A 24,471-nucleotide genomic window follows, 5' to 3' on the forward strand; every position below is an offset into this window, starting at 1 on the left:
AAATGGCGTTTGTTGCAACAAAACTGTTGGCGGCCACGCTTTTTTCATCTGCGGGAATTCGTTATGAGAGACGGCATGAGCGGTACCGACGAGACGAAAGACAGGAAGATCAGGACTGAAGCGGAGATTCGTGCTGAGCGGCTGGCCAGGACGCTGCGCGACAATCTCCAGCGCCGCAAGCAGCAGGCGCGCGCCCGGCGTGCGGGGGCGGCCGATGAGACGACCGGTCTGCCGGCTGCGCCGGCTGCCGCAAAAAAAGACGAATCGGACGGTTAGTCGGGCCTGTCTTCAGCAGAAGGCGACGGGGGTGATTTTTCAAACCGGGGCTCGCCTGAGGCGGGCCACCGGCGCGGGCTTCATTTTTCTTTTGCGATGCTCTAAAGAGGCCGCCATCTCCGAACGCCGATATTCTTCGAGAAAGGCGGGCCCGGCCCGTAATCGCACATGGATCGTATCAGGATTGTAGGCGGCAACGAACTCAAGGGTATCATCCCGATTTCGGGTGCCAAGAATGCAGCGCTGCCGCTGATGATCGCGTCGCTCCTCACCGACGACACGCTGACGCTGGAAAACGTGCCGCATCTGGCCGATGTCGAACAGCTCATCCGCATTCTCGGCAACCACGGCGCCGATATCACCGTCAACGGGCGCCGCGAGCGCCAGGGCGAGGGCTATTCGCGCACCGTCACCTTCACGTCGCGCAATATCGTCGACACGACGGCACCCTACGAGCTGGTCTCGAAGATGCGCGCCTCCTTCTGGGTGATCGGCCCGCTTCTGGCGCGTGAAGGCAAGGCCCGCGTTTCGCTGCCCGGTGGCTGCGCCATCGGTACGCGCCCGGTGGACCTTTTCATCGAGGCCCTTGCGGCGCTCGGCGCCAAGCTCGAGATCGATGGCGGCTATATCGAGGCGACCGCGCCGCAGGGTGGCCTCATCGGCGCGCGTTATACCTTCCCGAAAGTCTCCGTCGGTGCCACCCATGTCATGATGATGGCAGCGACGCTCGCCAAGGGCACGACGGTCGTCGGCAACGCCGCGCGCGAACCGGAGGTGCAGGATCTCGCCAAGTGCCTCAACGCCATGGGCGCGAAGATATCAGGCGCGGGCACCTCGACCATCACCATCGAAGGCGTCAACCAGCTTTCCGGCGCGCGCCACCGTGTTCTGCCCGACCGCATCGAGACTGGCACCTACGCCATGGCCGTCGCCATGACGGGCGGCGACGTGGTGCTGGAAGGTACGGACGCGTCCCTGCTCGAAACGGCTCTTGAAGCGATCCGCCGTTCCGGCGCGGAAATCACGTCCACAGAAAGCGGCATACGCGTTGTGCGCAACGGCGGCGGCATCAAGCCGGTCGACGTTGTGACCGATCCCTTCCCGGGCTTCCCCACGGACCTGCAGGCCCAGTTCATGGGCCTGATGACCAAGTCGAACGGCATTTCGCACATCACCGAGACGATTTTCGAAAACCGCTTCATGCATGTGCAGGAACTGGCCCGCCTCGGTGCGAAGATTTCGCTTTCCGGCCAGACCGCCAAGATCGAAGGCGTCGAGCGCCTGCGCGGTGCGCCGGTCATGGCGACCGACCTGCGCGCCTCCGTTTCGCTCGTCATTGCGGGCCTCGCCGCCGAAGGCGAAACCATGGTCTCTCGTGTCTACCATCTCGACCGCGGATTCGAGCGCCTGGAAGAGAAGCTCACCCGGTGCGGCGCCATCGTCGAACGCGTCAGCGACTGAACGGTCGGCCGCGGCAGGGTTAACATGCAGCCAAGGGGCGGGGCGTTTTCGCAAACGCTCCGCCCCTTGCAGTTGCAGTCGGCCGCACGCCGTCCTATCTCGTGGTCGAATATACGAGATGCCGCACAGCCTGCGCAAAGGACCCGACCATGGACAGCCTGAAATTGCTTGCCCTCGACACGGAAGATCTCTCCGTCGTGTCGGCCCACCTGCAGGATGCGGTCTTTAAGACCGACGGCCTCGCCTATGACGCCCGCCATCACGTCTTCTCCGTGGTCGTCAACCGCTTCGTGTGGGAAAAGGCGGGCGGGCGCGGCAAGAGTTTCGAGCGCCGGCGGGCGGCCATCGCCTTCAAGCGCGTCAATGCTGTGCGTTCGATCGGCATTGACCGGAAGGACAAGGATGCGGTCCTCTCACTGCTCGCCATCGACTTCACGCCGAACGGCGAAGGCCCCGAGGGAACGCTGGAACTCGTGCTCTCCGGCAATGCCTCCATCGCGCTCGATGTGGAATGCGTCGAAGTTCAGCTTGCAGATACGGGCGGAGCATGGGAAACCAGCTTGAAACCCCGCCATCCAGCGGTTTGAGAGCATGAACCGGCTTTTCAGCCGGAGACGACAGGGACGGACGACTTGGCGATCAGACTTGACTACCAGAGCAGCGATTTCGAAAGCCGGTTCGCTGCGTTCCTGACCACCAAGCGAGAGGTCTCCGAGGACGTTAACGCCATTGTGCGCGCGATCATCGATGATGTGCGCGCGCGCGGCGACAAGGCGCTCGCCGACTATTCCAAAAAATTTGACGGCCTCGATTTCGCGACCACCTCCATGCGCGTCTCGCTCGAGGAAATCGACGCCGCCTTTGACGCGGTTGATCCGAAGATCATCGCCGCGCTGGAACTTGCCGCGCAGCGCATCGAAAAGCACCACGCCCGCCAGAAGCCGAAGGACGACATCTACGAGGACGATATCGGCGTGGGTCTCGGCTCGCGCTGGACGGCGATCGACGCCGTCGGCCTCTACGTTCCCGGCGGCACGGCGAGCTATCCGAGCTCCGTTCTGATGAATGCGGTGCCGGCCAAGGTGGCCGGCGTGCCGCGTGTCGTCATGGTCGTTCCCGCCAAGGAGGGTGCGATCAACCCGGCCGTTCTCGCCGCCGCGCGCATTGCGGGCATCGACGAGATCTACCGTATCGGCGGCGCACAGGCCGTCGCTGCCCTTGCCTATGGTACAGAGACCATCGCGCCCGTCGCGAAGATCACCGGCCCGGGCAATGCCTTCGTCGCCGCCGCCAAGCGCCAGGTCTTCGGCACTGTCGGCATCGACATGATCGCGGGGCCCTCGGAAGTGCTCGTCATCGCCGACAGCGACAATGATCCCGATTGGCTGGCCGCCGACCTGCTCGCCCAGGCCGAACACGATGCCGGCGCCCAGTCCATCCTCGTCACCGACAGCGTTGTGCTGGCGGATGCGGTCGAGGCGGCGGTCCACAGGCAGTTGAAGACGCTGGAGCGTGCCGAAACCGCTGCCGCCAGCTGGCGCGATTTCGGCGCCATCATTCTCGTTCCGGACCTGAAGAAGAGCATTCCGCTGGCCAACCGCATCGCCGCCGAGCATCTGGAGATCGCAACGGCCGATCCGGATGCGCTGATGGCGGAAATCCGCAATGCCGGCGCCATCTTCGTCGGACGCCACACGCCCGAGGTAATCGGTGATTATGTCGGCGGCTCCAACCACGTCCTGCCCACCGCCCGGTCCGCCCGCTTCTCCTCGGGGCTTTCCGTGCTCGATTACATGAAGCGCACCTCGATCCTGCGGCTTGGCGCCGAGCAGCTTCGTGCGCTTGGTCCCGCCGCCATCACGCTCGCCGAAGCCGAAGGGCTCGGCGCCCACGCCCGCTCCGTTGCCATCCGTCTCAACCTGGAAGGCTAGTCCATGGCCACGAAGGGCAACTTCCGCCTCTGCGATGTGGTGCTGGACGAGACGATCGGCCGCGCCACGCCGGATGTGGAGCACGAGCGTGCCGTTGCCATCTTCGATCTCATCGAGGAAAATACCTTCGAGCCCGTCGGCCATGCCGGCGGCCCGTATCGCCTCCATCTGTCGCTTGTCGATTCCAGGCTCGTCTTCGCTATCCGTACGGAGAGCGGCGAGCCGGTCGCCACGCATATTCTCTCGCTCACGCCCTTCCGCCGCATCGTGAAGGACTATTTCATGATCTGCGAGAGCTACTACCAGGCGATCCGGTCCGCCACGCCCAGCCAGATCGAGGCGATCGACATGGGGCGGCGCGGCATCCATAACGAGGGTTCCCAGACACTGATGGACCGCCTGTCGGGCAAGATCGAATTCGACTTCGATACGGCCCGCCGCCTGTTCACGCTTGTCTGCGTTCTCTACTGGCGCGGGTGAGTGGATGGAGGGCGTTTCCCCGGCACCCGATATGGATGCGCCGCGAACGCCCCGTTCGATCCTCTTCATGTGCCGTATGAATGCCGTGCGCTCGCCCATGGCCGAAGTGCTGGCGCGAGACATGTTGCCCGGCATCTACGTCGCCTCGGCGGGCGTGCGCCCCGGTGAGCGCGATCCGTTCGTCGATGCGGTGCTGGGCGAGGTCGACCTGTCGCTCGGCCGTCATGTGCCCCGGTCGCTGGAGGACCTGGAAGACGACTATTTCGATCTCATCGTCACGTTGGCACCGGAAGCCCATCACGCCGCGCTTGAACTCACGCGATCCATGGCCGTGGACGTCATGTACTGGCCGACCCCCGATCCGACGGTCGCAACCGGCACGCGCGACCAGATTCTCGCCTCCTATCGCGAGGTTCGCGAATTCCTGAAGACGCTGATTGCGAAGCGGTTGAAGGGCCCCGGCTGAGCCGCCGGACCTGCAGATAAGACCAAATGCAGAAAGCCGCTGCTTCGGTGTTCACAAAGCATCGGGGATTGTGTAGTTTCCGGCAACTTTTCCGAGGCGGACATAAAGCCTGCCCCGAATCTACCTTCAAGGAATATCGCTCAAACATGGCAAAAGAAGAAGTCCTCGAATTCCCCGGCGTCGTGACGGAACTGCTTCCGAACGCGACCTTCCGCGTCAAGCTCGAAAACGAGCACGAGATCATCGCGCACACCGCGGGCCGCATGCGCAAGAACCGCATCCGCGTTCTGGCCGGCGACAAGGTGCTGGTCGAGATGACGCCTTACGACCTCACCAAGGGTCGCATCACCTACCGTTTCAAGTAAGTCCTCTTGCAAGCCGAGGGGGCCGCGCCCCCGCCCGGCCGATGGCCGACGCGCGAATAGCGGCGCACCCCGGAGCCTCCCGGAGCCTCCATGGCGCAGACCGAAAAGCTCATCCTCGCCTCCGGCTCGCCGCGCCGCGTGGAACTTCTCGCGCAGGCGGGTATCGAAGCCGCGCGCCTTATGCCGATGGATATCGACGAGACGCCGAAACGCTCCGAGCACCCGCGCTCGCTCGCTCGCCGCCTGTCGACAGGCAAGGCGCAGGCTGCGCTCGCCGCCATCAAGGGCGATCCCGCCCACGCCGGCAGCTACATCCTGGCGGCTGATACGGTCGTCTCGGTCGGCCGGCGCATCCTGCCGAAAACGGAGATGGTCGACGAGGCGTCAAGCGCGCTGCATCTGCTCTCCGGCCGCAGCCACCGCGTCTTCACCGGCGTGTGTCTCATCACGCCCGATCGCACCGTGCGCCAGAAGGTGATCGACACGAAGGTGCGCTTCAAGCGCCTGTCGACCACCGATATCGAGCACTATCTCGCCTCGGGCCAGTGGCGCGGCAAGGCGGGCGGTTATGCCATCCAGGGCATCGCCGGCAGCTTCGTCGTCAAGCTCGTCGGCTCCTATACGAATGTCGTCGGGCTGCCGCTCTATGAGACGCTGACACTGCTGTCGGGCGAGGGCTTCGACGTGCATGCCGGCTGGGCGGATGCCTGACATGGCCGATGAGAACGAGAAAGCCGCGACCAATGTCGCGCCGCTGCGCAAGGCCGTGCCGTGCCCGATCTGCCGCCGTCCCTCAGCCAGGGAGCATTATCCGTTCTGTTCCGACCGTTGCCGCGATGTGGATCTCAACCGCTGGCTCTCGGGCTCCTATGCCATCCCTGTCGCGGATGACGAAGCCAAGGCCGACGACGAGGAAATGTGACAGCCATCACCCGGGAAAAGCACAATCTTTTCCATGGCTTGAAATGCCTCTCAAATTTCCCGCAAAAAACCCGCCTTGGGGCTGGACACATTTTTGCAAGATGCTATAACCCCGCTCGCTCCCGGGGCGAAACCAAGCGCCCAAGGATTTCCAAGAGAAATCCACCCGGATGCCCGGATAGCTCAGTTGGTAGAGCAGCGGATTGAAAATCCGCGTGTCGGTGGTTCAAATCCGCCTCCGGGCACCATTAGCCCTCATTCATATTCTCTTCGAAAAATGCTTGAGTGTGATTGAAGCGCATTTGCGGTGCGTTTCGATCGCGGATGCGATTGGCCGCAGATGGAACGCTTTGGGCACGATGTCCATGTTTTGAAGGACACGCGCCGTGTTCTCACTTTCCGGGATGGTTTGATGTCCGATGTCGCCCTGAATGTGTTGCCGGTATTTGCGCTGATCCTGCTGGGGTGGATTTTTGTGCGGGTTGGGTATCTGCGGGAGGAGTTGGGGGAGGGGCTCGGGGAGTTCGTCTTTCGCGTTGCCGTGCCGGTCCTGCTGTTTCGCACCATTGCGGAAGCCGATTTTACGGGCGGGGCGCCGTGGCGAATCTGGGTTGCCTATTTTGGCGGTGTGGCGGTTACGTGGACGATCGCGCATCTCGTCGCGACGCTCGGCTTCAGGCGGGATCGGCGGATCGGCGTTCTCGCGGGCGTGTCGGCAGCCTTCGCCAATACGGTGTTCATCGGGCTGCCGCTGGTCTCGCGGGTGGTGGGTGAAGACGGGCTGGTGGCGATCTCCGTGCTCCTGTCCGTGCATCTGCCGACCATGATGATCGCCGGTACGGTTCTGATGGAGCGGGCGGAACGCAAGGAGGGGGTGCGGGAGCCGCAAAGCCTGTCCGTGCTGTTGCTCGGCATCGTCAGGAGCCTGGTGCGCAATCCGCTGGTGATTGGCCTTTTCGCCGGTGCGTTGTTCCACGCGGGCGGTGTGCCGCTTGTGGGGCCGGTCAAGGTAATGGTGGACCAGGTCGCCGCCATGGCGGCGCCTGCCGCGCTCATGTCGATCGGTATGGCGCTCGTCAGGTACAAGGTCGGCGGCAACGCGCGCATTGCGCTTGCCATGACTGCCCTGAAGCTCCTGATGCTGCCCGGCTGCGTCTACGTCGCCTGCCGGCTGCTTGGCCTCCCACCGGAATGGACGGCGGCCATGGTGCTGACCGCTTCCGTACCGACGGGCGTCAATGCCTGGCTGCTCGCCAATCATTTCGGCGTCGGCCATGCGCTCGCCTCCTCGACCATAACGATGACGACAGCGCTCGGCGTCTTCACGGTGTCGTTCTGGGCATGGCTGCTCGGCTGAGCATCGCTGGCGGCGGGCGGGCAACAAAAAACCCGGCGCAAGGCCGGGTTTTCGAAGTCGCTGCCAAGCGGCTGCCTTATTGGGCGGCCGGCTGTTCGGTCGTGGTACCCTCGGTCGTGCCGCCTTCGGCGGGCGCCGCACCCTCGGTCGCCGTACCGTTGTTGCCTTCGGCCGGCGTCGTGGCACCTTCGGTGGTCGTGGCCGCACCGTCCTGTGTTGCAGCTGCGCCGTCCTGCGTCGTGGCGGCTGCGCCATCGGCCGGAGCCGCACCTTCGGTGGTCGCTGCACCATCCGTTGCGGCAGCACCGGCATCCGCACCTTCGGCAGACGGCGTGGGCAGCGCAGCCGGATTGTCTGCGAGCGTGCGCAGATAGGCGATCAGGTTGGCGCGCTCGTCGTCCTTCTTCAGGCCGGCGAAGCCCATGGCGGTGCCCGGCACATGCTTCTTCGGTGCTTCGAGGAAGTAGTTCAGATGATCGTAATCCCACAGGACCTTGTGGTCTTCGGAGAAGGTGGTCATGCCTGCGGAATAGCTGAAGCCTTCATGCGAAGCGATCGGGCGGTTGACGATATCCCAGAGACCGGGTCCGACCTTGTTGGGGCCGCCCTTCTCCGAGGTGTGACAGCTCGCACACTTCTTGAAGACGGTTTCGCCGGCAGTGGCATCAGCGCTGGCCAGCAGGGTCGCGATCGGGACCGCCGCAGCGGCTTCACCGCCACCGGCTTCCGCACCGCCGGTTTCCTCGGCCACAATCGCGAAACCTTCCTTCTCGGGCGCGCCCGAATGGAAGATGCCTTCAGAAGCGATCGACACGGACATCAGTACGAATACGGTGCCGAGCAGGGCACCTACGCCCATGTTCACATAAGAGTTCATCCAAACGCTCCCCTAGCAACCGGCGGACGTGACACCGGCCAGTCTTGAAATCGCGCGGAACCTATGTCTTTTGCTGCTTCGTTGCAACAGTGATTGTAGCCCCCGCACTGAGACTTTTTGACACTTTTCCAGGGGGTTTTGAAGGGCCTGAGATGAATCCCGCCAATTTTGACAAGAGCCTTGTGCTCATTCCGGCGCGCATGGCCTCCACACGGCTTCCGGGCAAGCCTTTGGCCGACATCGCCGGCCTGCCGATGATCGTCCAGGTGGCGCGGCGCGCGGCCGCTGCCGATGTCGGCCGCGTGGTGGTCGCGGTGGATCACCAGGACGTTTTCGACGCGGTCGTGGCGGCGGGTTTCGAGGCCGTCATGACGCGCGGCGATCATCAGTCCGGCTCCGACCGCATCCATGAGGCGCTCACGGTGTGCGATCCCGAGCGTCGTGCCGATATCGTCATCAATGTGCAGGGCGACCTGCCGACCATTGATCCCGACACGATCCGCGCCGCGCTGCGCCCGCTGGAAAACGCATCCACCGACATCGCGACGCTGACAACGGAAATCCGTGACGAGCACGAGAAGACCAACCCGAATGTCGTGAAAGTCGTGGGATCGCCGATCGCTGAGAGCCGCCTGCGCGCGCTGTATTTCACCCGGGCGACGGCGCCGCACGGCACGGGACCGCTCTTCCATCATATCGGCCTCTACGCTTACCGCCGCAAGGCGCTCGAAGCCTTCGTGGCGCTCAAGCCCTCGACACTGGAAAAGCGGGAGTCGCTGGAGCAACTGCGGGCGCTTGAAGCCGGCATGCGCATCGACGTGGAGATCGTTGACACCGTTCCGCTCGGTGTCGATACTCCAGCCGACCTCGAAAAGGCGCGCGCCATGCTCGCGGCCAACCCCATCTGATACGGATCCCAGCCATGACAATGAAGACCAACAGGATCGCCTTCCAGGGCGAGTACGGCGCCAATTCCGACATGGCGAGCCGGGACATGTTCCCCGACATGGATCCGCTGCCGTGCCAGACCTTCGAGGACGCGTTCCTGGCCGTGGAGAATGGCGACGCCGATCTCGCGATGATCCCGATCGAGAACACGATCGCCGGCCGCGTTGCCGACATCCATCATCTCCTGCCGGAATCGCGCCTGCATATCGTCGGCGAGTATTTCATGCCGATCCGTTTCCAGCTCATGGTGCTGCCGGGTGTGACCAAGGAGGAGGTGCGCACGGTTCACAGCCATATCCATGCGCTGGGTCAGTGCCGCAAGATCGTGCGCCTCAACGGCTGGAAACCGGTGATCGCCGGCGATACGGCGGGCGCCGCAAAGCTCGTGTCGGAAACCGGCGACCGGTCCATGGCAGCGCTTGCGCCGCGCCTGGCGGCCGACCTCTACGGCCTGTCGATCATTGCCGAGAATGTCGAGGACACGGAGACCAACGTCACGCGCTTCGTGGTGCTTTCGCGGGAGGAGAAGACCGCGGAGCAGACGAGCGAGGGCATTATCGTGACGACCTTCGTCTTCAACGTGCGCAACATACCGGCCGCGCTTTACAAGGCGCTCGGCGGCTTCGCGACGAACGGCATCAACATGACGAAGCTCGAAAGCTACCAGATCGGCGGCAAGTTCATCGCCACACAATTCTACGCCGATATCGAGGGGCATCCGGATGAGGTGCATGTGCGTCAGGCGCTCGACGAACTGCGCTACTTCTCCGAAAAAGTACGCATTCTCGGCACCTATCGTGCCCATCCGATGCGAAGCGCCTTCTAGAATTGACGATCGTCAGGGAGCCCGGAACCGGGCTTCCGCAACGGCATTTCCATCATGAAAGGAGATGCCTAATGCGCACGATCACCTATATAACGATCATGGTTTCGATGATGGTGAATGCCGTCGTCTTCGGCGCCGGCACCATCGCCATCCTGGCGGTGCCGTCGCTTGCCGATCATGCCAAATACCTTCTGCCGGCCTGGATCGTCATCACGTTCATCGTCAGTCCCGTCATAGCCCGCCTGATGGCGCCGAGGCTGAGGTTGCGTGAACATCCCGGCGACCGGCCGACCTTCGGCTGGCGCTAGTCGAGCTTCCAGTCCAGCCAATCGCGCATCAGGCGATGCGCGATGGCGCCCTTCGGCGGCGGCGTGGTGGTGCCCGGCGCAACGCTGGACGCTGCATGGCCCGACGTGGCGCTGCGCTCGATCATCGCCGCCGTCTCCTCGCGGGTGAACCAGCGGCAATCCTCGAGTTCCTGCTCGTCGCGGCGGATATCGAAGGAGATCGCCTCGCCGTAGCAGCCGATCATCAGGGAATGCGGCATCGGCCAGGGCTGCGAGGCATGATAGCGCACGCGTCCGACCCTGATGCCTGCTTCCTCGAACGTCTCTCTCCGCACCGTATGCTCGACCGTCTCGCCGGGTTCGAGGAAGCCGGCAAGGCAGGAATACATGCCCTCGGGGAAATGCGGCGAGCGGCCGAGCAGGCACAGATCCCGTTCCACATCGATGACCAGCATGATCGCGACCGGGTCCGTGCGGGGAAAGAGGGTGTGGCCGCAGGCCTCGCAGACCCGTCGGTAGCCGCCGATCTCCGAGCGAGTGGAAGAACCGCACTTGCCGCAGAACCGATTGTTGGCGTTCCAGGTCATCAGGCTGGAGGCCTGGGCGAACTGGCCGAGCAGGTCGTCGTCCAGCATCTGCTGGCGATAGAGCGTGCGGCCGTCCGTCGCCTTCAGCGGCTCTTGCAGGGTCTCGGGATCGGCGCGGACGGGAATGGCCAGCCGCGGCTCGCCGTTCTTGAGATAGCCGAGCAGGATGGCATCCTCCGGAACCGGATCGAGTTCGGCGAGCTCATAGGGCGCAAACAGCGGATCGATTATCTTCTCGTCATGCTTGACGACGAGCTTTCCACTGGCCAGCGCGAAGGCGTGAACGTTTTCCGCCTTGAAGGCCTGCTCTAGACAATCCGGCGCGCGATATTCCGAGCGGCGGTCGAGCGTGTTCTCCGCAAAGGCCACCATGGTGCTGGGTTCTGCATGCGGGCGATAGAGATCGAAAAGCGAAGGCTTCATGGGTTCAGCGCATCTAGGAGCTTGGCGGTGAATGCCTTGGCGTCCGCCTCCGCGCGCGGCACGGCCGTGCCGTGGCTCCAGACGGGACCGGGCCAGTTCGGATCACCTTCGGAGCGGGCGATGACATGCACATGAAGCTGGCGCACGATGTTACCCAGCGCGCCGGTATTGATCTTCGTTGCGCCGGTGACCTGTTTCAACGCTTCTGCAACGAGTGTCGTCTCGAAGGTCAGCATGGTCTGGTCGAGCGGCGTGAGATCGAAAATCTCGCTGACATCCGGGCGCTGCGGCACCAGCACCAGCCAGGGCCAGCGGCCGTCCTTCATGAGGCGCAGCTCGCACAGGCCGATCTTCGTCAGAAGGTCGCTGTCGCGCTCCAGCCGTTCGTCGGTTCGAAAATCGCTCATCGGAACTCTCACGCATGCTTCTTGTTTGGTGATTCATGACACGCAGCGGATTTCCCTCCAACAGTTTTTTATCGGCTCCGCTTGCATTCGGTTGGAATATTGCCGATATGGAGGCCGGGAGGTTGGTGGTGGACGAGCCACTCGCCAACCGGGTCAGGTCCGGAAGGAAGCAGCCCTAACGAGCCCCGGCACGGGTCATCGTGCCAGCCTCCCACCTTTCCGTCCTGTCGGGACAGACGTTCGATTAACGGCAGGGTCGATGAGCGACGAAACGCAAAATCCGTCCACTGAAAAGCCCGCCGCGTATCGCGTGCTTGCGCGAAAATACCGGCCGAAGGACTTCTCCGACCTCATGGTCGGCCAGGAGCCGATGGTCCGTACGCTGACCAACGCCTTCGAGACGGGCCGCATCGCCCAGGCCTATATGCTGACGGGCGTGCGCGGGGTCGGCAAGACGACGACCGCCCGCATCCTTGCCCGCGCGCTGAACTACAAGACGGCTGAAATAGACAAGCCGACCATCGACCTGCGCATCCCCGGCGAACATTGCCAGGCCATCATGGAAGGCCGGCATGTCGACGTCATCGAGATGGACGCCGCCTCCCATACCGGCATCGACGACATCAGGGAAATCATCGAGCAGGTGCGCTACCGCCCGGTCTCGGCGCGCTACAAGGTCTATATTATCGACGAAGTGCACATGCTCTCGACGCAGGCCTTCAACGGCCTGCTGAAGACGCTTGAGGAGCCGCCGGAGCATGTGAAGTTCATCTTCGCGACGACGGAAATCCGCAAGGTGCCTATCACCGTCCTGTCGCGCTGCCAGCGCTTCGATCTGCGCCGCATCGGCGCGTCCGATCTCGTCGGCCTGTTTACCACCATCCTGGGCAAGGAAGGCGTGGAGTTCGAGCCGGATGCGCTCGCCATGGTCGCCCGTGCGGCCGAAGGCTCCGCGCGTGACGGCCTGTCGCTGCTCGACCAGGCGATCGCCCATGGGGCGGGCCGCGTCGAGGTCGATGCCGTGCGCTCCATGCTCGGCCTTGCCGACCGCGCGCGCATCGTCGATCTCTTCGAACACATCGTGAAGGGCGATGCGGCGGCGGCTTTGGCCGAATTCGCCGCGCAGTACGAGGCGGGCGCCAGCCCCTCCGTGGTGCTAACCGACCTTGCCGATTTCACCCATCTCGTCACCCGCATGAAATATGTGCCCGATGCCACCGGCGACCAGTCGTTGAGCGAGATCGAGCGCGTGCGCGGCGTGGAGTTCGCCAACTCCATCGCGGTCACCGCGCTGTCACGCATATGGCAGATGCTGCTGAAGGGCATTCCGGAAACGGAAGCCTCCAGCCGTCCGGCGGGTGCCGCCGAAATGGTCATAATCCGTCTTGCCCATGCCGCAAACCTTCCCTCGCCGGAAGATGCAGCACGGCGGCTTGCCGAGCTTTCCAACGGTGACGTTGGCGGCAACGGCGCGCGTGCGCCGCAGTCCGGCGGCTATGGCGGGCAACCGTCGGCGCAGGGCTCGGTGTCCGCGGTCGCGCGTCAGCCCGATGCGCCCATGCGCGCTCAGGCAGGCGGTGGAACCGTCACGATGCTGCGCCCCGTACCGCAGACAGAATCCGCGCCACAGCCGGTCGGCCGCGTCGAGATGGCCCCGGCTGAGCAGCCGGCAGCGCTCCCCAAGGTGCCGGTCAAGTCGATCTCCGATATCGCCGACCTCTGCACCAAGAACCGTGACATCAGGCTTCGCGCGCTGGTCCGCGCCTTCGTGCGACCCGTTAGCGTGGAAGCGGGCAAGCTCGAAATCAGCCTGACAGAGGACGCGCCGAAATCGCTCGTCTCCGAACTGTCCAACCGTCTCCTGGAATGGACCGGCACGCGCTGGCTGGTCATCCTGTCGCGGGAGGCCGGTGGCCCGACGCTTGCCGAGGCCGAAACGATGGCGCAGGAAGCGCGCGTGGCCGATGCCCGGCAGGACCCGGATGTCGCCGCCATTCTTCAGCGCTTCCCCGGCGCGAAGATCACCGACGTGCGCATCAAGGTGCCGGAAACGGAAGACGAGCCGGAGACCGTCGAGGCCGCGGCCATCGCGGAATCCGCCGAGGGCGATATCCTGCCCGGCGACGATATTGAACATTAAAATAGAGAACCGAGAGGAGAGGCCGATGCGCGACATCATGGGCATGATGGGCAAGGTCAAGGAAATGCAGGCCAAGATGGAGAAGATGCAGGAGGAGATCGCCGCCCTCGAGGTGAACGGCACCTCCGGCGGCGGCCTCGTCTCGGTCACGCTCGACGGCAAGGGCAATCTCAAGGCGCTGAAGGTCGACCCCTCGCTCTTCAAGGAAGACGACGTCGAAATCCTCGAGGATCTGATCGTGGCCGCGCACAAGGACGCCAAGGACAAGGCCGAGGCCGAAACCGCCGAGCGCACCAAGGCGCTGACCGCCGGCCTGCCGATCCCGCCCGGTTTCAAGCTGCCGTTCTGATCACGCGTCAGCCGGTCAGTGCGGCACGCAGCTTGTCGCTGATCGGCGCCGCCAGATAGCGCAGCCGGTCCTCCTCGGAGAGGTTGCGCCCATAGGTGCGCAGCAGTTCCGGCATGGTGACGGGCTCGCCGTCGAAGGGTGTATAGGTCACCGGATCTCCGGTCTGCAACACGCCGTCCCGCAGCACCCGGCAATAGAAGCCGGGGCGTCCCGCGGTCATGAAGCGCCGTGCGAAGCCGGGATCGCCCATACGGGCATTGAGGGTCGCGCAGGGCGTGCGCGTCGAGGTCACTTCCAGAAGCACGCTTTCCGTCTCGAAGCGATCGCCGACGCTGATGCTACGGCTGTCGATGCCTTCTATCACGATGTTTTCGCCGAAGGTGCCGGGCTCTATGGAGCGGCCGAGTTCCTTCGACCACCAGTCGAGATCGATCGAGCCCAGGCCGTAGACCGCCTGTTCCGGGCCGCCGTGATGCTTTCGGTTGCAGATCGCGTCGCCGAGCAGGCCTTCGCGATCGACGACGATGGACGCGTCGGTCGGCGTCTTGAAAATGCCGGTCTTGTAGCTTTTGCCGGGAACAGGACGGGCGACGCCCGTGCACACCGCGAGGATTTTGATCAAGCGTCGATCTCCAAAGATTCCGTTTCCCCGTGATATGGGCTAGATAGCGCCAATGGCAAAACGAGTCACCGGTCCCGAAATCGAAAAACTCATCCAGCTTCTGGCGAAGGTGCCGGGCCTCGGGCCGCGCTCGGCGCGCCGGGCGGCGCTGCATCTCGTCAAGAAGAAGGATCAGCTTCTCGGGCCGCTTGCCGAGGCGATGGGCGAGGCGCATCGCAAGGTGCGCATCTGCTCGTGCTGCGGCAATGTCGATACCAGCGATCCCTGCACCGTCTGCACGGATGTGCGCCGGGATCATGGCATGATCATCGTGGTCGAGGACGTTTCCGACCTCTGGGCGCTGGAGCGCGCAGGCGCGATGAACGCGGCCTATCATGTTCTCGGTGGCACGCTGTCGCCGCTCGACGGCGTCGGCCCTGACGACCTCAACATCCGCGGCCTCGTCGACAGGGTGGCAAAGGGCGGCGTGCGCGAGCTGATCATCGCCGTCAACGCCACGGTCGAGGGGCAGACAACAGCCCACTACATCACCGACCAGCTCGCTGGCCTGGACGTGAAGATCACGCGGCTCGCTCATGGCGTTCCCGTTGGCGGCGAACTCGACTATCTCGACGAAGGCACATTGACGGCGGCACTTCGTGCCCGCACGGCGATCTGAGGAGACCCATCTTGAGCATTCGCAAAGTTTTCAAGGCCTCCGTCGGCATCGTCCTGTTTTCGCTTGCTCTGGCACTGCCTGCAAACGCCGCCTCCAAGGCCGAGGTCGAGAGGATGTTCCGGGCCTGGATCGACAAGGATCTCTGGCCGGCGGCGCAGAAAACCGGCGTTACCGAAAAGACGTTTCGTGCGGCGATGGAGGGCGTGACCCTCAACTGGGACCTGCCCGATCTCGTGCCGCCGGGCTCCAAGCCGACGAAGCAGCAGGCGCAGAGCCAGGCGGAATTTTCCTCGCCCGGCGCCTATTTTTCCGAAAAGCGGTTGCAGGGGCTAGCGGCAACCGGGCGCGGGCTGGCGAAGACCCATGCGGCGACGCTGCGCAAGATCGAGCAGCGTTTCGGCGTGCCGGGCGAGATCGTCGTTGCGGTCTGGGGCCGCGAATCCGGCTTCGGCAGCGCGAAGATCCCCTATTCGGCCGTCGATGTCCTCGCAACCAAGGCCTTCATGTCGACGCGCAAGGACATGTTCCGCAAGGAATTGATCGCCGCACTTCACATCGTCGATGGAGGCGACCGCACGGTCGCGCAGCTAAAGGGCTCCTGGGCGGGGGCGCTCGGCCAGCCGCAGTTCATGCCCACCAGCTACCTGCAATATGCCGTCGATTTCGATGGCGACGGCGTGCGCGATATCTGGGGCTCGGTGCCCGACAGCCTCGCCTCGATCGCCAATTATCTCGCCAAGAAGGGCTGGCAGGCGGGACGAAGCTGGGGCTACGAGGTCTCCATCCCGTCGGGTGCGAGCTGCGCGCAGGAGGGGCCCGATCTCGCCAAGCCGATCTCGGCTTGGGCGGCCACCGGCATCACGCGCATTTCCGGCAAGGGCTTTCCCTCCGGTGAGGCTAAGGCATCAGGCATGATGCTCGTTCCGGCCGGCACGCATGGGCCGGAATTCATCGTCACGCCGAATTTCTATGTGCTCAAGGAATACAACAATTCCGACCTATACGCGCTCTTCATCGGTAACCTCGCCGACCGCATCGCCTATGGCAGCGGTTCGTTCCAGGGCCAGTGGGGCGATGTCGGCAAGATGCTGCGCTCGGATGTGCTGGCCATGCAGAAGGCGCTCGTCGCCAAGGGCTATGACGTCGGCAAGGTGGACGGCCTTCCCGGCTACAAGACACGCCGCTCGCTTGGCGACTGGCAGACGAAAAGCGGCCTCAAGCCGACCTGCTATCCCGATGCCTCGCTGAAATCCAAGCTGCGCTAGAGCATTTCCAACCGAAGCGAGATCGCTTCGGCGTTGGATAATGCGACAAGACCCTCCAGCCTCAATGCATCTCGACATTCTGCTTGAAGCGCTCGTATTCGTGCGGAATGATCGTCTGGCGCTCGATCATGCGGTGGACGCGCGGATCCTCCGCGCCGCGATGCAGCTGGCGTAACCGCTCGCCATTGGCGGCATCGGCATGGGTGCGGCGCTGGTTGTGGCGCACATATTCCACCCAGGTCGGAACGTGGTAGGTCTCCGTCCAGATCGTCGGGTTCTCAAGGTCGCGCATTAGCGCCCATTGCCCGGCCCCGTCGCGAATGCGGATGCGCCGCCGCTCGGTCATCGCCTCCAGGAACTGGGGAATGTCTTCCTCGGCGATCTCGTAGTCGATGAGGATGACGATGGGTCCGCTCCGTGGTTTCAGATCGAGCGGCAGATCCGGCTCGCTGAAGCGGTTCAGCGGATCGACATTGAGGCTTTGCAGTTCCGGCAGCGCAAAACGCAGGCCGATCGCCGCGCCGGCGATCATCGCCACGGCCGAGGCGAGCAGGGCCGCTTCCGCGCCATGGGTGTCGGCGGTGGTGCCCCAGATCCAGCTGCCGGCCGCGATGCCGCCGAAGGTCGTTGTCTGGTAGAGCGAAAGCGCACGCGCCACCACCCAGCGTGGCGTCGAAAGCTGGACCGTGGTGTTGAACAGCGAAAGCGCCAAGACCCAGGACGCGCCGGACAGGAGCAGGACAGCACCCGTCAGCAGCGCGGAGCCGCTGACGGCACAGACCGATGCGCTGATCGCAAAGCCTGCAAACGCCATGCGGGCGATGGTTTCGCTCGCAAAGCGTTCCCGCAGGCGCGCGTTCATGAGGGCACCCGCGATGGCGCCAAGCCCGAAACAGCCGAGCAGGATGCCGAAGGTCAGCGGTCCGCCCTTGACGAGGTCACGGGCGATCAGCGGCAGGAGCGACAGGATGGAGCTGGTGGCAAGGCCGAAGGCGAAGCCGCGCAACAGCACCTTGCCGATATTCGGCGACATCGAGACATAGCGCAGGCCCGCCGAGACGGCCCGCCCGAAATCCTCGCGCGGCAGGGTGCGTGGCGATACGGCGGGCTTCCACCTGAACAGCGCGAAAAGAAGAGCGAAATAGCTGCAGGCATTGACGGCAAAGGCCGCTGCCGCGCCGGCCGCCGCGACGATGGCGCCGCCGATGGCAGGGCCGACGCTGCGGGTCAGGTTGAAGCCCATGCTGTTGAGCGATACGGCGGCTGGCAGGTCCTCGCGCGGCACCATGTCGCCGACGGACGCCTGCCAGGCCGGGTTGTTCAGGGCCGTGCCGCAGCCGATGAGAAAGGTGAAGGTCAGGAGCAGCCAGGGCGTGATCAGTCCCTGCCAGGCGAAGACCGTCAGCATGATGGAGACGGCCAGCATGAACGCCTGCGCCGTCAGCATCAGCTTGCGCCGGTCGAAATTGTCGGCCAGCGCGCCGGCGGCGACGGAGAACAGCATGATCGGCAGCGAGGTGGAGGCCTGCACCAGCGCGACCATGTTCGCGGAAGAGGAAATGGAGGCCATCATCCAGGCCGCGCCGACCGACTGGATGAGCCCACCGAAGTTGGAAATCAGGCTCGCGGCCCAGATCACGCGAAACGTCTCATTTCGGAAAGGGGCGAGGGGGGATTTCCGGTCCGGCACGGTGGGGCACTCATTCTCGACGCAGCGTTGGCTAGCAATCTAGTCCATGCGACGAAAGCGGCAAGTCGATGGCCGGAAATAGCTCGCCCACAGGGCTTGCCCATCGTCGACCTTGCATTTGTGACGAAGCCGGTCTATATCCACCTCAAATTCTTGATCGTCAGATGAAGAGTGGGCCCGTGAGGACCCGCTCTTTTTTATTGCCCCGATCAGGCGCATGATAACGACCATCCCGGGAGGGCACGCCATGTCCGACACGACCCAGACGGAAAATGTGGCCATCGAGCCACGGCTGATCGTCGAAACCGGCCTCGATCGCCGCGTTGCCGAGATCATCGAGCCGACCATCGAGCAGATCGGCTACCAGCTGGTGCGCGTGCGCCTGTCGGCGCAGAACGGTGCGACCTTGCAGATCATGTGCGAGCGGCCGGACGGCACCATGACCGTCGAGGACTGTGAGCAGGTCTCCATGGCGGTCTCGCCGGTGCTCGATGTTGAGGACCCGATCGATAAGGCGTATCATCTTGAGGTATCGTCGCCCGGCATCGACCGGCCGATGGTCCGCAAGTCGGACTTCAAGCGCTGGACCGGGCACTTGCTGAAATGCGAGACGTCGATCCTGGTCGATGGCCGAAAGCGTTTCCGCGGCACGATTGTGGCCGCAGACGAGGATGGCTTCACGCTGGACCGTGACCAGCCCGCCGCAGGCGACGCGCCGACGGTCGTCATTCCCTTCACGGCGCTTGCCGAAGGCCGGCTGATCCTGACCGACGAGTTGATCCGCGATGCGCTGGCCGCCGACAAGAAGGCCAAGGCCGCGCAGGCCGCCAACCAGAACGACGAAGACGGCGGCGACGAAGAATAATGTGTGAGTGCGCTCCGGCCGATAGGCGGGGCGGAGAGGACGCAACCGGAGCGGTGTTCCGCTCTAGATAGGTCGGAGGCACAAGCCCCGGCCCGACCATGGAGACCTGAGACAATGGCAGTCAGTGCGAACCGGCTTGAGCTTCTGCAGATCGCGGATGCCGTGGCCCGTGAAAAGGTCATCGACCGCGAGATCGTGCTTGCCGCGATGGCCGACGCCATCCAGAAGGCAGCCCGCTCGCGTTACGGCACGGAATCCAACATCCGCGCCGACATCAATTCCAAGACCGGCGAAATCCGCCTCCAGCGTCTGCTTGAGGTCGTCGAGCACGCCGAGGACTACTCGACCCAGATCCCGCTGGAACTGGCCCGCGACCGCAACCCCGACGCCAAGCTCGGCGATTTTATCGCCGATCCGCTGCCGCCGATGGACTTCGGCCGTATCGCCGCGCAGTCTGCCAAGCAGGTCATCGTGCAGAAGGTGCGCGAAGCCGAGCGTGACCGCCAGTTCGACGAATACAAGGATCGCATCGGCGAGATCGTCAACGGCACGGTCAAGCGCGTCGAATATGGCAACGTCATCGTCGATCTCGGCCGTGGCGAAGGCATCATCCGCCGCGACGAGATGATCCCGCGCGAAAACATGCGTTACGGCGACCGTGTCCGCGCCTTCGTTTACGACGTGCGCCGCGAGCAGCGCGGCCCGCAGATCTTCCTGTCGCGTACCCATCCGCAGTTCATGGTGAAGCTCTTCACCATGGAAGTGCCGGAAATTTACGACGGCATCATCCAGATCAAGTCGGTTGCCCGCGACCCCGGTTCGCGCGCCAAGATCGCCGTCATCTCCAACGATTCGTCGATCGATCCGGTCGGCGCCTGCGTCGGTATGCGCGGTTCGCGCGTCCAGGCCGTCGTCGGCGAGCTGCAGGGCGAAAAGATCGATATCATTCCGTGGAGCCAGGATCCGGCTTCCTTCATCGTCAACGCCCTTCAGCCGGCGGAAGTCGCCAAGGTCGTTCTCGATGAGGATGCCGAGCGCATCGAAGTCGTCGTTCCCGACGAGCAGCTGTCGCTTGCCATCGGTCGCCGCGGCCAGAACGTCCGTCTTGCCTCGCAGCTGACCGGCTGGGACATCGACATCCTGACGGAGGCCGAAGAGTCCGAGCGTCGCCAGAAGGAATTCAACGAGCGCACCAACCTCTTCATGGACGCGCTCGACGTGGATGAAATGGTCGGCCAGGTTCTGGCCTCCGAAGGCTTTGCCGCCGTCGAGGAACTGGCTTACGTCGATCTCGACGAAATCGCCTCGATCGACGGTTTCGATGAAGACACTGCCCAGGAGCTCCAGACCCGCGCCCGCGAGCATCTCGACCGCCTCGAGGCCGAGATGGACGCCAAGCGCAAGGAACTCGGCGTTTCCGACGACCTGCGCCAGATCGACGGCATGACGAGCCAGATGCTCGTTGCGCTGGGCGAAGACGGCATCAAGACGATGGAAGACTTCGCCGGCTGCGCTGCAGACGACCTGGTCGGCTGGTCCGAGCGCAAGGACGGTGAGACGAAGAAGTTCGAGGGCCTGTTCTCGAAGTTCGAGGTTTCCCGCGCCGAGGCCGAAGCGATGATCGTTCAGGCGCGCCTTGCGGCCGGCTGGATCACGCAGGAGGACCTCGCCGTCGAGGAAGAGGAAGTCGTCGAAGGCGGTGAAGAGGACGCCTGATCGGCGTTCTCGATGTTGGCATGCCGCCCGCTGATTTTGCATAGCGGTTTGCGTTGACAAGAGCGGAAACCTATATGGGCAGGAAAGACGAGGACGGCGTGAACGACCGCATGTGCATCGTGACGCGCGAAAAGGGCGAGGCGGATGATCTGATCCGCTTTGTCCTGGGTCCGGACGGCAGCGTCGTCCCGGATCTCAAGCGTCAACTTCCCGGACGCGGATGCTGGGTAAAGGCGGAACGGGCGATCGTCGACAAGGCGGTCGCCAGAAAGCTTTTCGGGCGTGCGCTGAAGGCGGAGGCGAAGGCAGCACCGGAACTCGGCGCCGAGGTGGACAGGCTGATTGCGGCCCAACTCGGCGGCATGATGAACATGGCGCGCAAGGCCGGCCAGTTCATCACGGGCTCGTCCAAGGTCGATCAGGCGGTTCGGGCTTTGGCGGCTTTAGCCGTCTTCCATGCCACGGATGCGGCGGCGGACGGGGTGCGAAAGATTGACCAGGCGAGGAAGGCGGCAAGCTTCCTCACCGATGATGAAACGGAAATTCCCTCCTTCAAGCTCTTCTCAGAGAGCGAATTGGAGGGGGTTTTGGGCCAGAATGCGTTTATCCATGCCGCAGCGCTTGCAGGGCAGGCGGGTGAGGGTGTAGTGAAGCGCGCAATCATGCTCGAAAAATATCGGGGCGACAGCCTGATGATGGCAAAAGGTGGCGCTGGCCAGACAAACCAATGACGCGGTTACCGGCATCCGGCCGGCCGAATTCGCATTGGGTGAACACAATTGAACGACGGGGTCTGGTGATACGCATCCGGCCCTGATCTTAGGAACGGAACGGAATGACCGACAACGAAGACGACAAGACGATCAGTGTGGCTGGCAAGAAGACCCTGAGCCTGAAGCCCTCGGGGGTTCAGCAGGGAACCGTGCGCCAGGACATGGGTCGTGGCCGCACAAAGGCCGTCGTGGTCGAGACCCGCACCAAGCGCCATTTCAGCCGCCCGGGCGAAGACCGCCAGGCGTCGGCGCCTGTCACGCCTGTGCAGCGCCAGCCCGAGCCGCAGCAGACGCGCCCCGCGCCGCAGCAGACGCGGCCGGTCCATCAGCAGCCTTCGCGTTCGGCCGAGCAGAGCCGGCCGCGCGTTGGCGTCGTGCTGAACCAGCTTTCGCCCGATGAGGTCGAAGCCCGCCGCCGCGCACTTGCCGAAGCCCAGATCCGCGATGCCGCCGAAGCGCGCCAGCGCGCCGAGGATGAGGCTCGCCGCAAGGTCGAGGAAGAAGCCCGCCGCAAGGCTGAGGAAGAAGCTCGCATCCAGCGCGAGAAGGAAGAGGCCGAGCGCCGCGCCACCGAGGCCGCTGCACCCGCGCCTGCACCGCAAGCTGTCGAACCTCAGCCGGTCTCACGCGCCGCTGCCGCTCCTGCCGGCGTTGACACACGTCCGCAGCCGGGCCGCACGCCCGTTGCTGCACCTGCGGCCGTTCCCGGCCGTGGCCGGCGCGATGCCGAAGAAGATGACGACAAGCGTCCGCGTGGCGGCGTTCCCGCCAACCGTGGCGCCGTCAAGCGTCCCGAGCCGGCCAAGGCTCCGGCCCGTCCGAAGACCGACGATGGCCGCCGCCAGGGCAAGCTGACCCTGACCACCGCCTCGACGGACGAGGACGGTTCGCAGCGCGGCCGCTCGCTGTCGGCGATGCGTCGCCGTCAGGAGAAGTTCAAGCGCAGCCAGATGCAGGAAACCCGCGAGAAGGTCATGCGCGAGGTCATTCTGCCGGAAACCATCACCATTCAGGAACTGTCGCAGCGCATGTCCGAACGCGCCGTCGACGTCATCAAGTACCTGATGAAGGAAGGCCAGATGATGAAGCCCGGCGATCTGATCGACGCCGACCTGGCCGAAATCATCGCGGGCGAATTCGGCCACACCGTCAAGCGCGTTTCGGAATCAGACGTTGAAGAAGGCATCTTCAACGTCACCGACGATGCCGGCGATATGGAAACCCGCCCGCCGATCGTGACCATCATGGGCCACGTCGACCACGGCAAGACCTCGCTGCTCGATGCCATTCGCCAGGCCAACACGGTCGCCGGCGAAGCTGGAGGCATCACGCAGCATATCGGCGCCTATCAGGTCGAGCACAACGGTCACAAGATCACCTTCATCGACACCCCCGGCCACGCCGCGTTCACCGCCATGCGTGCCCGTGGTGCGCAGGCGACGGATATCGCGATCCTCGTGGTCGCTGCCGACGACAGCGTGATGCCGCAGACGATCGAGTCCATCAACCACGCCAAGGCGGCCGGCGTGCCGATCATCGTGGCGATCAACAAGATCGACAAGCACGAAGCCGACCCGCAGAAGGTGCGCAATCAGCTCCTCCAGCACGAAGTCTTCGTCGAATCCATGGGCGGTGAAACGCTCGATGTGGAAGTGTCGGCCAAGAACCGCCTCAACCTCGACAAGCTGCTCGAAGCCGTCCTGCTGCAGGCCGAAATCCTCGACCTGAAGGCAAACCCGAACCGCACCGCAGAAGGTGTCGTCGTCGAAGCGCAGCTCGACCGTGGCCGCGGTGCCGTTGCCACCGTGCTGGTGCAGACCGGTACCCTGAAGCCCGGCCAGATTCTGGTTGCAGGCGATCAGTGGGGCCGCGTGCGTGCGCTCGTCAACGACAAGGGTGAGCACGTCAAGGAAGCCGGTCCGTCCATGCCGGTGGAAGTCCTCGGTCTTTCCGGCACGCCGGCTGCCGGCGACAAGTTCGCCGTCGTCGAGAACGAAAGCCGTGCCCGCGAGATCTCGGAATACCGTCAGCGCCTCGCCCGCGAAAAGCAGGTAGCACGCCAGGCCGGTTCGCGCGGCTCGCTCGAGCAGATGATGAGCCAGCTGCAGAACACCGGCCTCAAGGAGTTCCCGCTGCTCATCAAGGGCGACGTGCAGGGCTCGATCGAAGCCATTGCAGGCGCGCTCGACAAGCTCGGTACCGACGAAGTCCGCGCCCGCATCGTTCATTCCGGTGCCGGTGGTATCACGGAGTCCGATATCTCGCTTGCCGAAGCCTCGAACGCAGCCATCATCGGCTTCAACGTTCGCGCCAACGCACAGGCTCGTACCGCCGCCGAGCGCGCCGGTCTCGAAATCCGCTACTACAACATCATTTACGATCTGGTGGATGATGTTAAGGCGGCCATGTCGGGCCTGCTCTCGCCGGAGCGCCGCGAAACCTTCCTCGGCAATGCCGAAATCCTCGAGGTGTTCAACATCACGAAGGTCGGCAAGGTCGCCGGTTGCCGCGTCATCGAAGGCAAGGTCGAGCGCGGCGCGGGCGTCCGTCTCGTGCGCGACAACGTCGTCATCCACGAAGGCAAGCTCAAGACCCTCAAGCGCTTCAAGGACGAAGTCGCCGAAGTGCCGATGGGCCAGGAATGCGGTATGGCCTTCGAGAACTACGAGGACATCCGCGCGGGCGACACGATCGAGTGCTTCCGCGTGGAGCACATCACCCGCACGCTGTAAGCGTCCGGCGATCCCAATATCTTGCGAGCGCCGGACCATTTCGGCGCTC

26 protein-coding genes, 1 tRNA gene and 1 other RNA gene are annotated in these 24,471 nt (G+C 64.0%); 23 read left to right on the forward strand and 5 right to left on the reverse strand.

The features are described 5' to 3' along the window. Positions 1-75: 75 nt before the first annotated feature. The 11 genes from MKI86_RS09335 (at position 76) to MKI86_RS09385 (ending at position 7,257) form a co-directional block, all read left to right on the forward strand. Positions 76-276: a hypothetical protein gene (locus MKI86_RS09335; protein WP_370879931.1), complete on the forward strand. Its 201-nt coding sequence runs from the start codon at positions 76-78 to the stop codon at positions 274-276. Positions 277-444: 168 nt separating this feature from the next. Beyond that, entirely contained in the window at positions 445-1,737 is a 1,293-nt protein-coding gene (gene murA, locus MKI86_RS09340) for a UDP-N-acetylglucosamine 1-carboxyvinyltransferase (RefSeq protein ID WP_241600233.1), read from the forward strand. A 149-nt stretch (positions 1,738-1,886) separates the two neighbouring features. Further along, the gene (locus MKI86_RS09345) at positions 1,887-2,324 is read left to right on the forward strand and encodes a DUF2948 family protein (protein WP_241600235.1); all 438 of its coding nucleotides are present in this window, start codon (positions 1,887-1,889) and stop codon (positions 2,322-2,324) included. A gap of 45 nt (positions 2,325-2,369) precedes the next feature. Then, positions 2,370-3,668, forward strand: coding sequence for a histidinol dehydrogenase (gene hisD, locus MKI86_RS09350; RefSeq protein ID WP_241600238.1), 1,299 nt, complete (start codon positions 2,370-2,372; stop codon positions 3,666-3,668). Between the two features lie 3 nt (positions 3,669-3,671). Then, the gene (locus MKI86_RS09355) at positions 3,672-4,148 is read left to right on the forward strand and encodes a UPF0262 family protein (protein ID WP_241600240.1); all 477 of its coding nucleotides are present in this window, start codon (positions 3,672-3,674) and stop codon (positions 4,146-4,148) included. Positions 4,149-4,152: 4 nt separating this feature from the next. Next, positions 4,153-4,614, forward strand: coding sequence for an arsenate-mycothiol transferase ArsC (locus MKI86_RS09360; RefSeq protein WP_241600242.1), 462 nt, complete (start codon positions 4,153-4,155; stop codon positions 4,612-4,614). Positions 4,615-4,760: 146 nt separating this feature from the next. Then, positions 4,761-4,979, forward strand: coding sequence for a translation initiation factor IF-1 (infA, locus tag MKI86_RS09365; RefSeq protein ID WP_004435948.1), 219 nt, complete (start codon positions 4,761-4,763; stop codon positions 4,977-4,979). Positions 4,980-5,069: 90 nt separating this feature from the next. Then, the gene (locus MKI86_RS09370; RefSeq protein ID WP_241600252.1) at positions 5,070-5,690 is read left to right on the forward strand and encodes a Maf-like protein; all 621 of its coding nucleotides are present in this window, start codon (positions 5,070-5,072) and stop codon (positions 5,688-5,690) included. Position 5,691: 1 nt separating this feature from the next. Beyond that, complete coding sequence (yacG, locus tag MKI86_RS09375; RefSeq protein WP_241600254.1) at positions 5,692-5,901, forward strand: DNA gyrase inhibitor YacG; 210 nt, start codon at positions 5,692-5,694, stop codon at positions 5,899-5,901. Between the two features lie 171 nt (positions 5,902-6,072). Beyond that, positions 6,073-6,148: transfer RNA gene (locus MKI86_RS09380), tRNA-Phe, on the forward strand. A gap of 164 nt (positions 6,149-6,312) precedes the next feature. Continuing rightward, positions 6,313-7,257 (forward strand): AEC family transporter, encoded by a 945-nt coding sequence (locus MKI86_RS09385; RefSeq protein ID WP_241600256.1) that lies wholly within the window; start codon positions 6,313-6,315, stop codon positions 7,255-7,257. Between the two features lie 76 nt (positions 7,258-7,333). Here the strand turns inward: MKI86_RS09385 and MKI86_RS09390 are convergent, their stop codons facing one another. Then, positions 7,334-8,134: a c-type cytochrome gene (locus MKI86_RS09390; protein WP_241600258.1), complete on the reverse strand. Its 801-nt coding sequence runs from the start codon at positions 8,132-8,134 to the stop codon at positions 7,334-7,336. A gap of 152 nt (positions 8,135-8,286) precedes the next feature. Here MKI86_RS09390 and MKI86_RS09395 point away from each other — a divergent pair, with 152 nt between their 5' ends. From MKI86_RS09395 to MKI86_RS09405, 3 genes are all read left to right on the forward strand, one after another. Continuing rightward, positions 8,287-9,042, forward strand: coding sequence for a 3-deoxy-manno-octulosonate cytidylyltransferase (locus tag MKI86_RS09395; RefSeq protein WP_241600261.1), 756 nt, complete (start codon positions 8,287-8,289; stop codon positions 9,040-9,042). A 14-nt stretch (positions 9,043-9,056) separates the two neighbouring features. Next, on the forward strand, positions 9,057-9,908 hold the full coding sequence (locus MKI86_RS09400) for a prephenate dehydratase (RefSeq protein WP_241600263.1): 852 nt from the start codon (positions 9,057-9,059) through the stop codon (positions 9,906-9,908). A 71-nt stretch (positions 9,909-9,979) separates the two neighbouring features. Next, positions 9,980-10,216 (forward strand): hypothetical protein, encoded by a 237-nt coding sequence (locus MKI86_RS09405; RefSeq protein ID WP_241600264.1) that lies wholly within the window; start codon positions 9,980-9,982, stop codon positions 10,214-10,216. Here the strand turns inward: MKI86_RS09405 and nudC are convergent. After that, positions 10,213-11,205 carry an NAD(+) diphosphatase gene (nudC, locus tag MKI86_RS09410; RefSeq protein WP_241600267.1) on the reverse strand — a complete coding sequence of 331 codons (993 nt, stop codon included), beginning with the start codon at positions 11,203-11,205 and terminating at the stop codon, positions 10,213-10,215. The two genes, MKI86_RS09405 and nudC, sit on opposite strands and share 4 nt — an antisense overlap. Further along, complete coding sequence (locus MKI86_RS09415) at positions 11,202-11,612, reverse strand: HIT domain-containing protein (RefSeq protein WP_241600269.1); 411 nt, start codon at positions 11,610-11,612, stop codon at positions 11,202-11,204. The genes nudC and MKI86_RS09415 overlap by 4 nt, the downstream gene beginning before the upstream one ends. Before the next feature lie 117 nt (positions 11,613-11,729). Here MKI86_RS09415 and ffs point away from each other — a divergent pair. From ffs to MKI86_RS09430, 3 genes are all read left to right on the forward strand, one after another. After that, positions 11,730-11,827: signal recognition particle sRNA small type (gene ffs, locus MKI86_RS09420), an RNA gene on the forward strand. Positions 11,828-11,871: 44 nt separating this feature from the next. After that, positions 11,872-13,752 carry a DNA polymerase III subunit gamma/tau gene (locus tag MKI86_RS09425; RefSeq protein WP_241600272.1) on the forward strand — a complete coding sequence of 627 codons (1,881 nt, stop codon included), beginning with the start codon at positions 11,872-11,874 and terminating at the stop codon, positions 13,750-13,752. Between the two features lie 25 nt (positions 13,753-13,777). Continuing rightward, the gene (locus MKI86_RS09430) at positions 13,778-14,101 is read left to right on the forward strand and encodes a YbaB/EbfC family nucleoid-associated protein (protein ID WP_241600273.1); all 324 of its coding nucleotides are present in this window, start codon (positions 13,778-13,780) and stop codon (positions 14,099-14,101) included. 7 nt (positions 14,102-14,108) lie between these two features. Here the strand turns inward: MKI86_RS09430 and MKI86_RS09435 are convergent, their stop codons facing one another. Continuing rightward, positions 14,109-14,720 (reverse strand): MOSC domain-containing protein, encoded by a 612-nt coding sequence (locus MKI86_RS09435; protein ID WP_241600720.1) that lies wholly within the window; start codon positions 14,718-14,720, stop codon positions 14,109-14,111. 55 nt (positions 14,721-14,775) lie between these two features. Here MKI86_RS09435 and recR point away from each other — a divergent pair, with 55 nt between their 5' ends. Both recR and MKI86_RS09445 read left to right on the forward strand, forming a co-directional pair. After that, a complete protein-coding gene (recR, locus tag MKI86_RS09440; protein WP_241600276.1) occupies positions 14,776-15,381 on the forward strand; it encodes a recombination mediator RecR in 606 nt (201 codons plus the stop codon). Between the two features lie 17 nt (positions 15,382-15,398). Then, complete coding sequence (locus MKI86_RS09445) at positions 15,399-16,646, forward strand: lytic murein transglycosylase (RefSeq protein WP_370879940.1); 1,248 nt, start codon at positions 15,399-15,401, stop codon at positions 16,644-16,646. A 61-nt stretch (positions 16,647-16,707) separates the two neighbouring features. Here MKI86_RS09445 and MKI86_RS09450 read toward each other — a convergent pair whose 3' ends face one another. Continuing rightward, complete coding sequence (locus MKI86_RS09450) at positions 16,708-18,336, reverse strand: MFS transporter (RefSeq protein ID WP_241600278.1); 1,629 nt, start codon at positions 18,334-18,336, stop codon at positions 16,708-16,710. A gap of 247 nt (positions 18,337-18,583) precedes the next feature. On the opposite strand from MKI86_RS09450, the gene rimP reads away from it, so the two are divergent. From rimP to infB, 4 genes are all read left to right on the forward strand, one after another. Next, complete coding sequence (gene rimP, locus MKI86_RS09455; RefSeq protein ID WP_241600280.1) at positions 18,584-19,201, forward strand: ribosome maturation factor RimP; 618 nt, start codon at positions 18,584-18,586, stop codon at positions 19,199-19,201. 114 nt (positions 19,202-19,315) lie between these two features. After that, positions 19,316-20,917: a transcription termination factor NusA gene (gene nusA / locus MKI86_RS09460; protein WP_241600283.1), complete on the forward strand. Its 1,602-nt coding sequence runs from the start codon at positions 19,316-19,318 to the stop codon at positions 20,915-20,917. A 74-nt stretch (positions 20,918-20,991) separates the two neighbouring features. Further along, a complete protein-coding gene (locus tag MKI86_RS09465) occupies positions 20,992-21,648 on the forward strand; it encodes an RNA-binding protein (protein WP_241600285.1) in 657 nt (218 codons plus the stop codon). Between the two features lie 104 nt (positions 21,649-21,752). Next, on the forward strand, positions 21,753-24,422 hold the full coding sequence (gene infB / locus MKI86_RS09470; RefSeq protein WP_241600287.1) for a translation initiation factor IF-2: 2,670 nt from the start codon (positions 21,753-21,755) through the stop codon (positions 24,420-24,422). Positions 24,423-24,471 lie beyond the last annotated feature (49 nt).

Origin of the sequence: Shinella sedimenti (genome assembly GCF_022601905.1) — a bacterium.
Classification (GTDB): domain Bacteria; phylum Pseudomonadota; class Alphaproteobacteria; order Rhizobiales; family Rhizobiaceae; genus Shinella; species Shinella sedimenti.

Excerpts from the sequence above, each read along its gene's own strand:
- murA (WP_241600233.1), top strand. The coding sequence starts at position 445 with ATGGATCGTATCAGGATTGTAGGCGGCAACGAACTCAAGGGTATCATC.
- MKI86_RS09370 (WP_241600252.1), top strand. The coding sequence starts at position 5,070 with ATGGCGCAGACCGAAAAGCTCATCCTCGCCTCCGGCTCGCCGCGCCGC.
- MKI86_RS09415 (WP_241600269.1), bottom strand. The coding sequence starts at position 11,612 with ATGAGCGATTTTCGAACCGACGAACGGCTGGAGCGCGACAGCGACCTT.
- yacG (WP_241600254.1), top strand. The coding sequence starts at position 5,692 with ATGGCCGATGAGAACGAGAAAGCCGCGACCAATGTCGCGCCGCTGCGC.
- MKI86_RS09400 (WP_241600263.1), top strand. The coding sequence starts at position 9,057 with ATGACAATGAAGACCAACAGGATCGCCTTCCAGGGCGAGTACGGCGCC.
- nudC (WP_241600267.1), bottom strand. The coding sequence starts at position 11,205 with ATGAAGCCTTCGCTTTTCGATCTCTATCGCCCGCATGCAGAACCCAGC.
- MKI86_RS09355 (WP_241600240.1), top strand. The coding sequence starts at position 3,672 with ATGGCCACGAAGGGCAACTTCCGCCTCTGCGATGTGGTGCTGGACGAG.
- infB (WP_241600287.1), top strand. The coding sequence starts at position 21,753 with ATGACCGACAACGAAGACGACAAGACGATCAGTGTGGCTGGCAAGAAG.
- MKI86_RS09430 (WP_241600273.1), top strand. The coding sequence starts at position 13,778 with ATGCGCGACATCATGGGCATGATGGGCAAGGTCAAGGAAATGCAGGCC.
- MKI86_RS09395 (WP_241600261.1), top strand. The coding sequence starts at position 8,287 with ATGAATCCCGCCAATTTTGACAAGAGCCTTGTGCTCATTCCGGCGCGC.
- MKI86_RS09360 (WP_241600242.1), top strand. The coding sequence starts at position 4,153 with ATGGAGGGCGTTTCCCCGGCACCCGATATGGATGCGCCGCGAACGCCC.
- recR (WP_241600276.1), top strand. The coding sequence starts at position 14,776 with ATGGCAAAACGAGTCACCGGTCCCGAAATCGAAAAACTCATCCAGCTT.
- rimP (WP_241600280.1), top strand. The coding sequence starts at position 18,584 with ATGTCCGACACGACCCAGACGGAAAATGTGGCCATCGAGCCACGGCTG.
- MKI86_RS09390 (WP_241600258.1), bottom strand. The coding sequence starts at position 8,134 with ATGAACTCTTATGTGAACATGGGCGTAGGTGCCCTGCTCGGCACCGTA.
- MKI86_RS09385 (WP_241600256.1), top strand. The coding sequence starts at position 6,313 with ATGTCCGATGTCGCCCTGAATGTGTTGCCGGTATTTGCGCTGATCCTG.
- nusA (WP_241600283.1), top strand. The coding sequence starts at position 19,316 with ATGGCAGTCAGTGCGAACCGGCTTGAGCTTCTGCAGATCGCGGATGCC.
- infA (WP_004435948.1), top strand. The coding sequence starts at position 4,761 with ATGGCAAAAGAAGAAGTCCTCGAATTCCCCGGCGTCGTGACGGAACTG.
- MKI86_RS09345 (WP_241600235.1), top strand. The coding sequence starts at position 1,887 with ATGGACAGCCTGAAATTGCTTGCCCTCGACACGGAAGATCTCTCCGTC.
- MKI86_RS09405 (WP_241600264.1), top strand. The coding sequence starts at position 9,980 with ATGCGCACGATCACCTATATAACGATCATGGTTTCGATGATGGTGAAT.
- MKI86_RS09465 (WP_241600285.1), top strand. The coding sequence starts at position 20,992 with ATGGGCAGGAAAGACGAGGACGGCGTGAACGACCGCATGTGCATCGTG.
- MKI86_RS09335 (WP_370879931.1), top strand. The coding sequence starts at position 76 with ATGAGCGGTACCGACGAGACGAAAGACAGGAAGATCAGGACTGAAGCG.
- MKI86_RS09425 (WP_241600272.1), top strand. The coding sequence starts at position 11,872 with ATGAGCGACGAAACGCAAAATCCGTCCACTGAAAAGCCCGCCGCGTAT.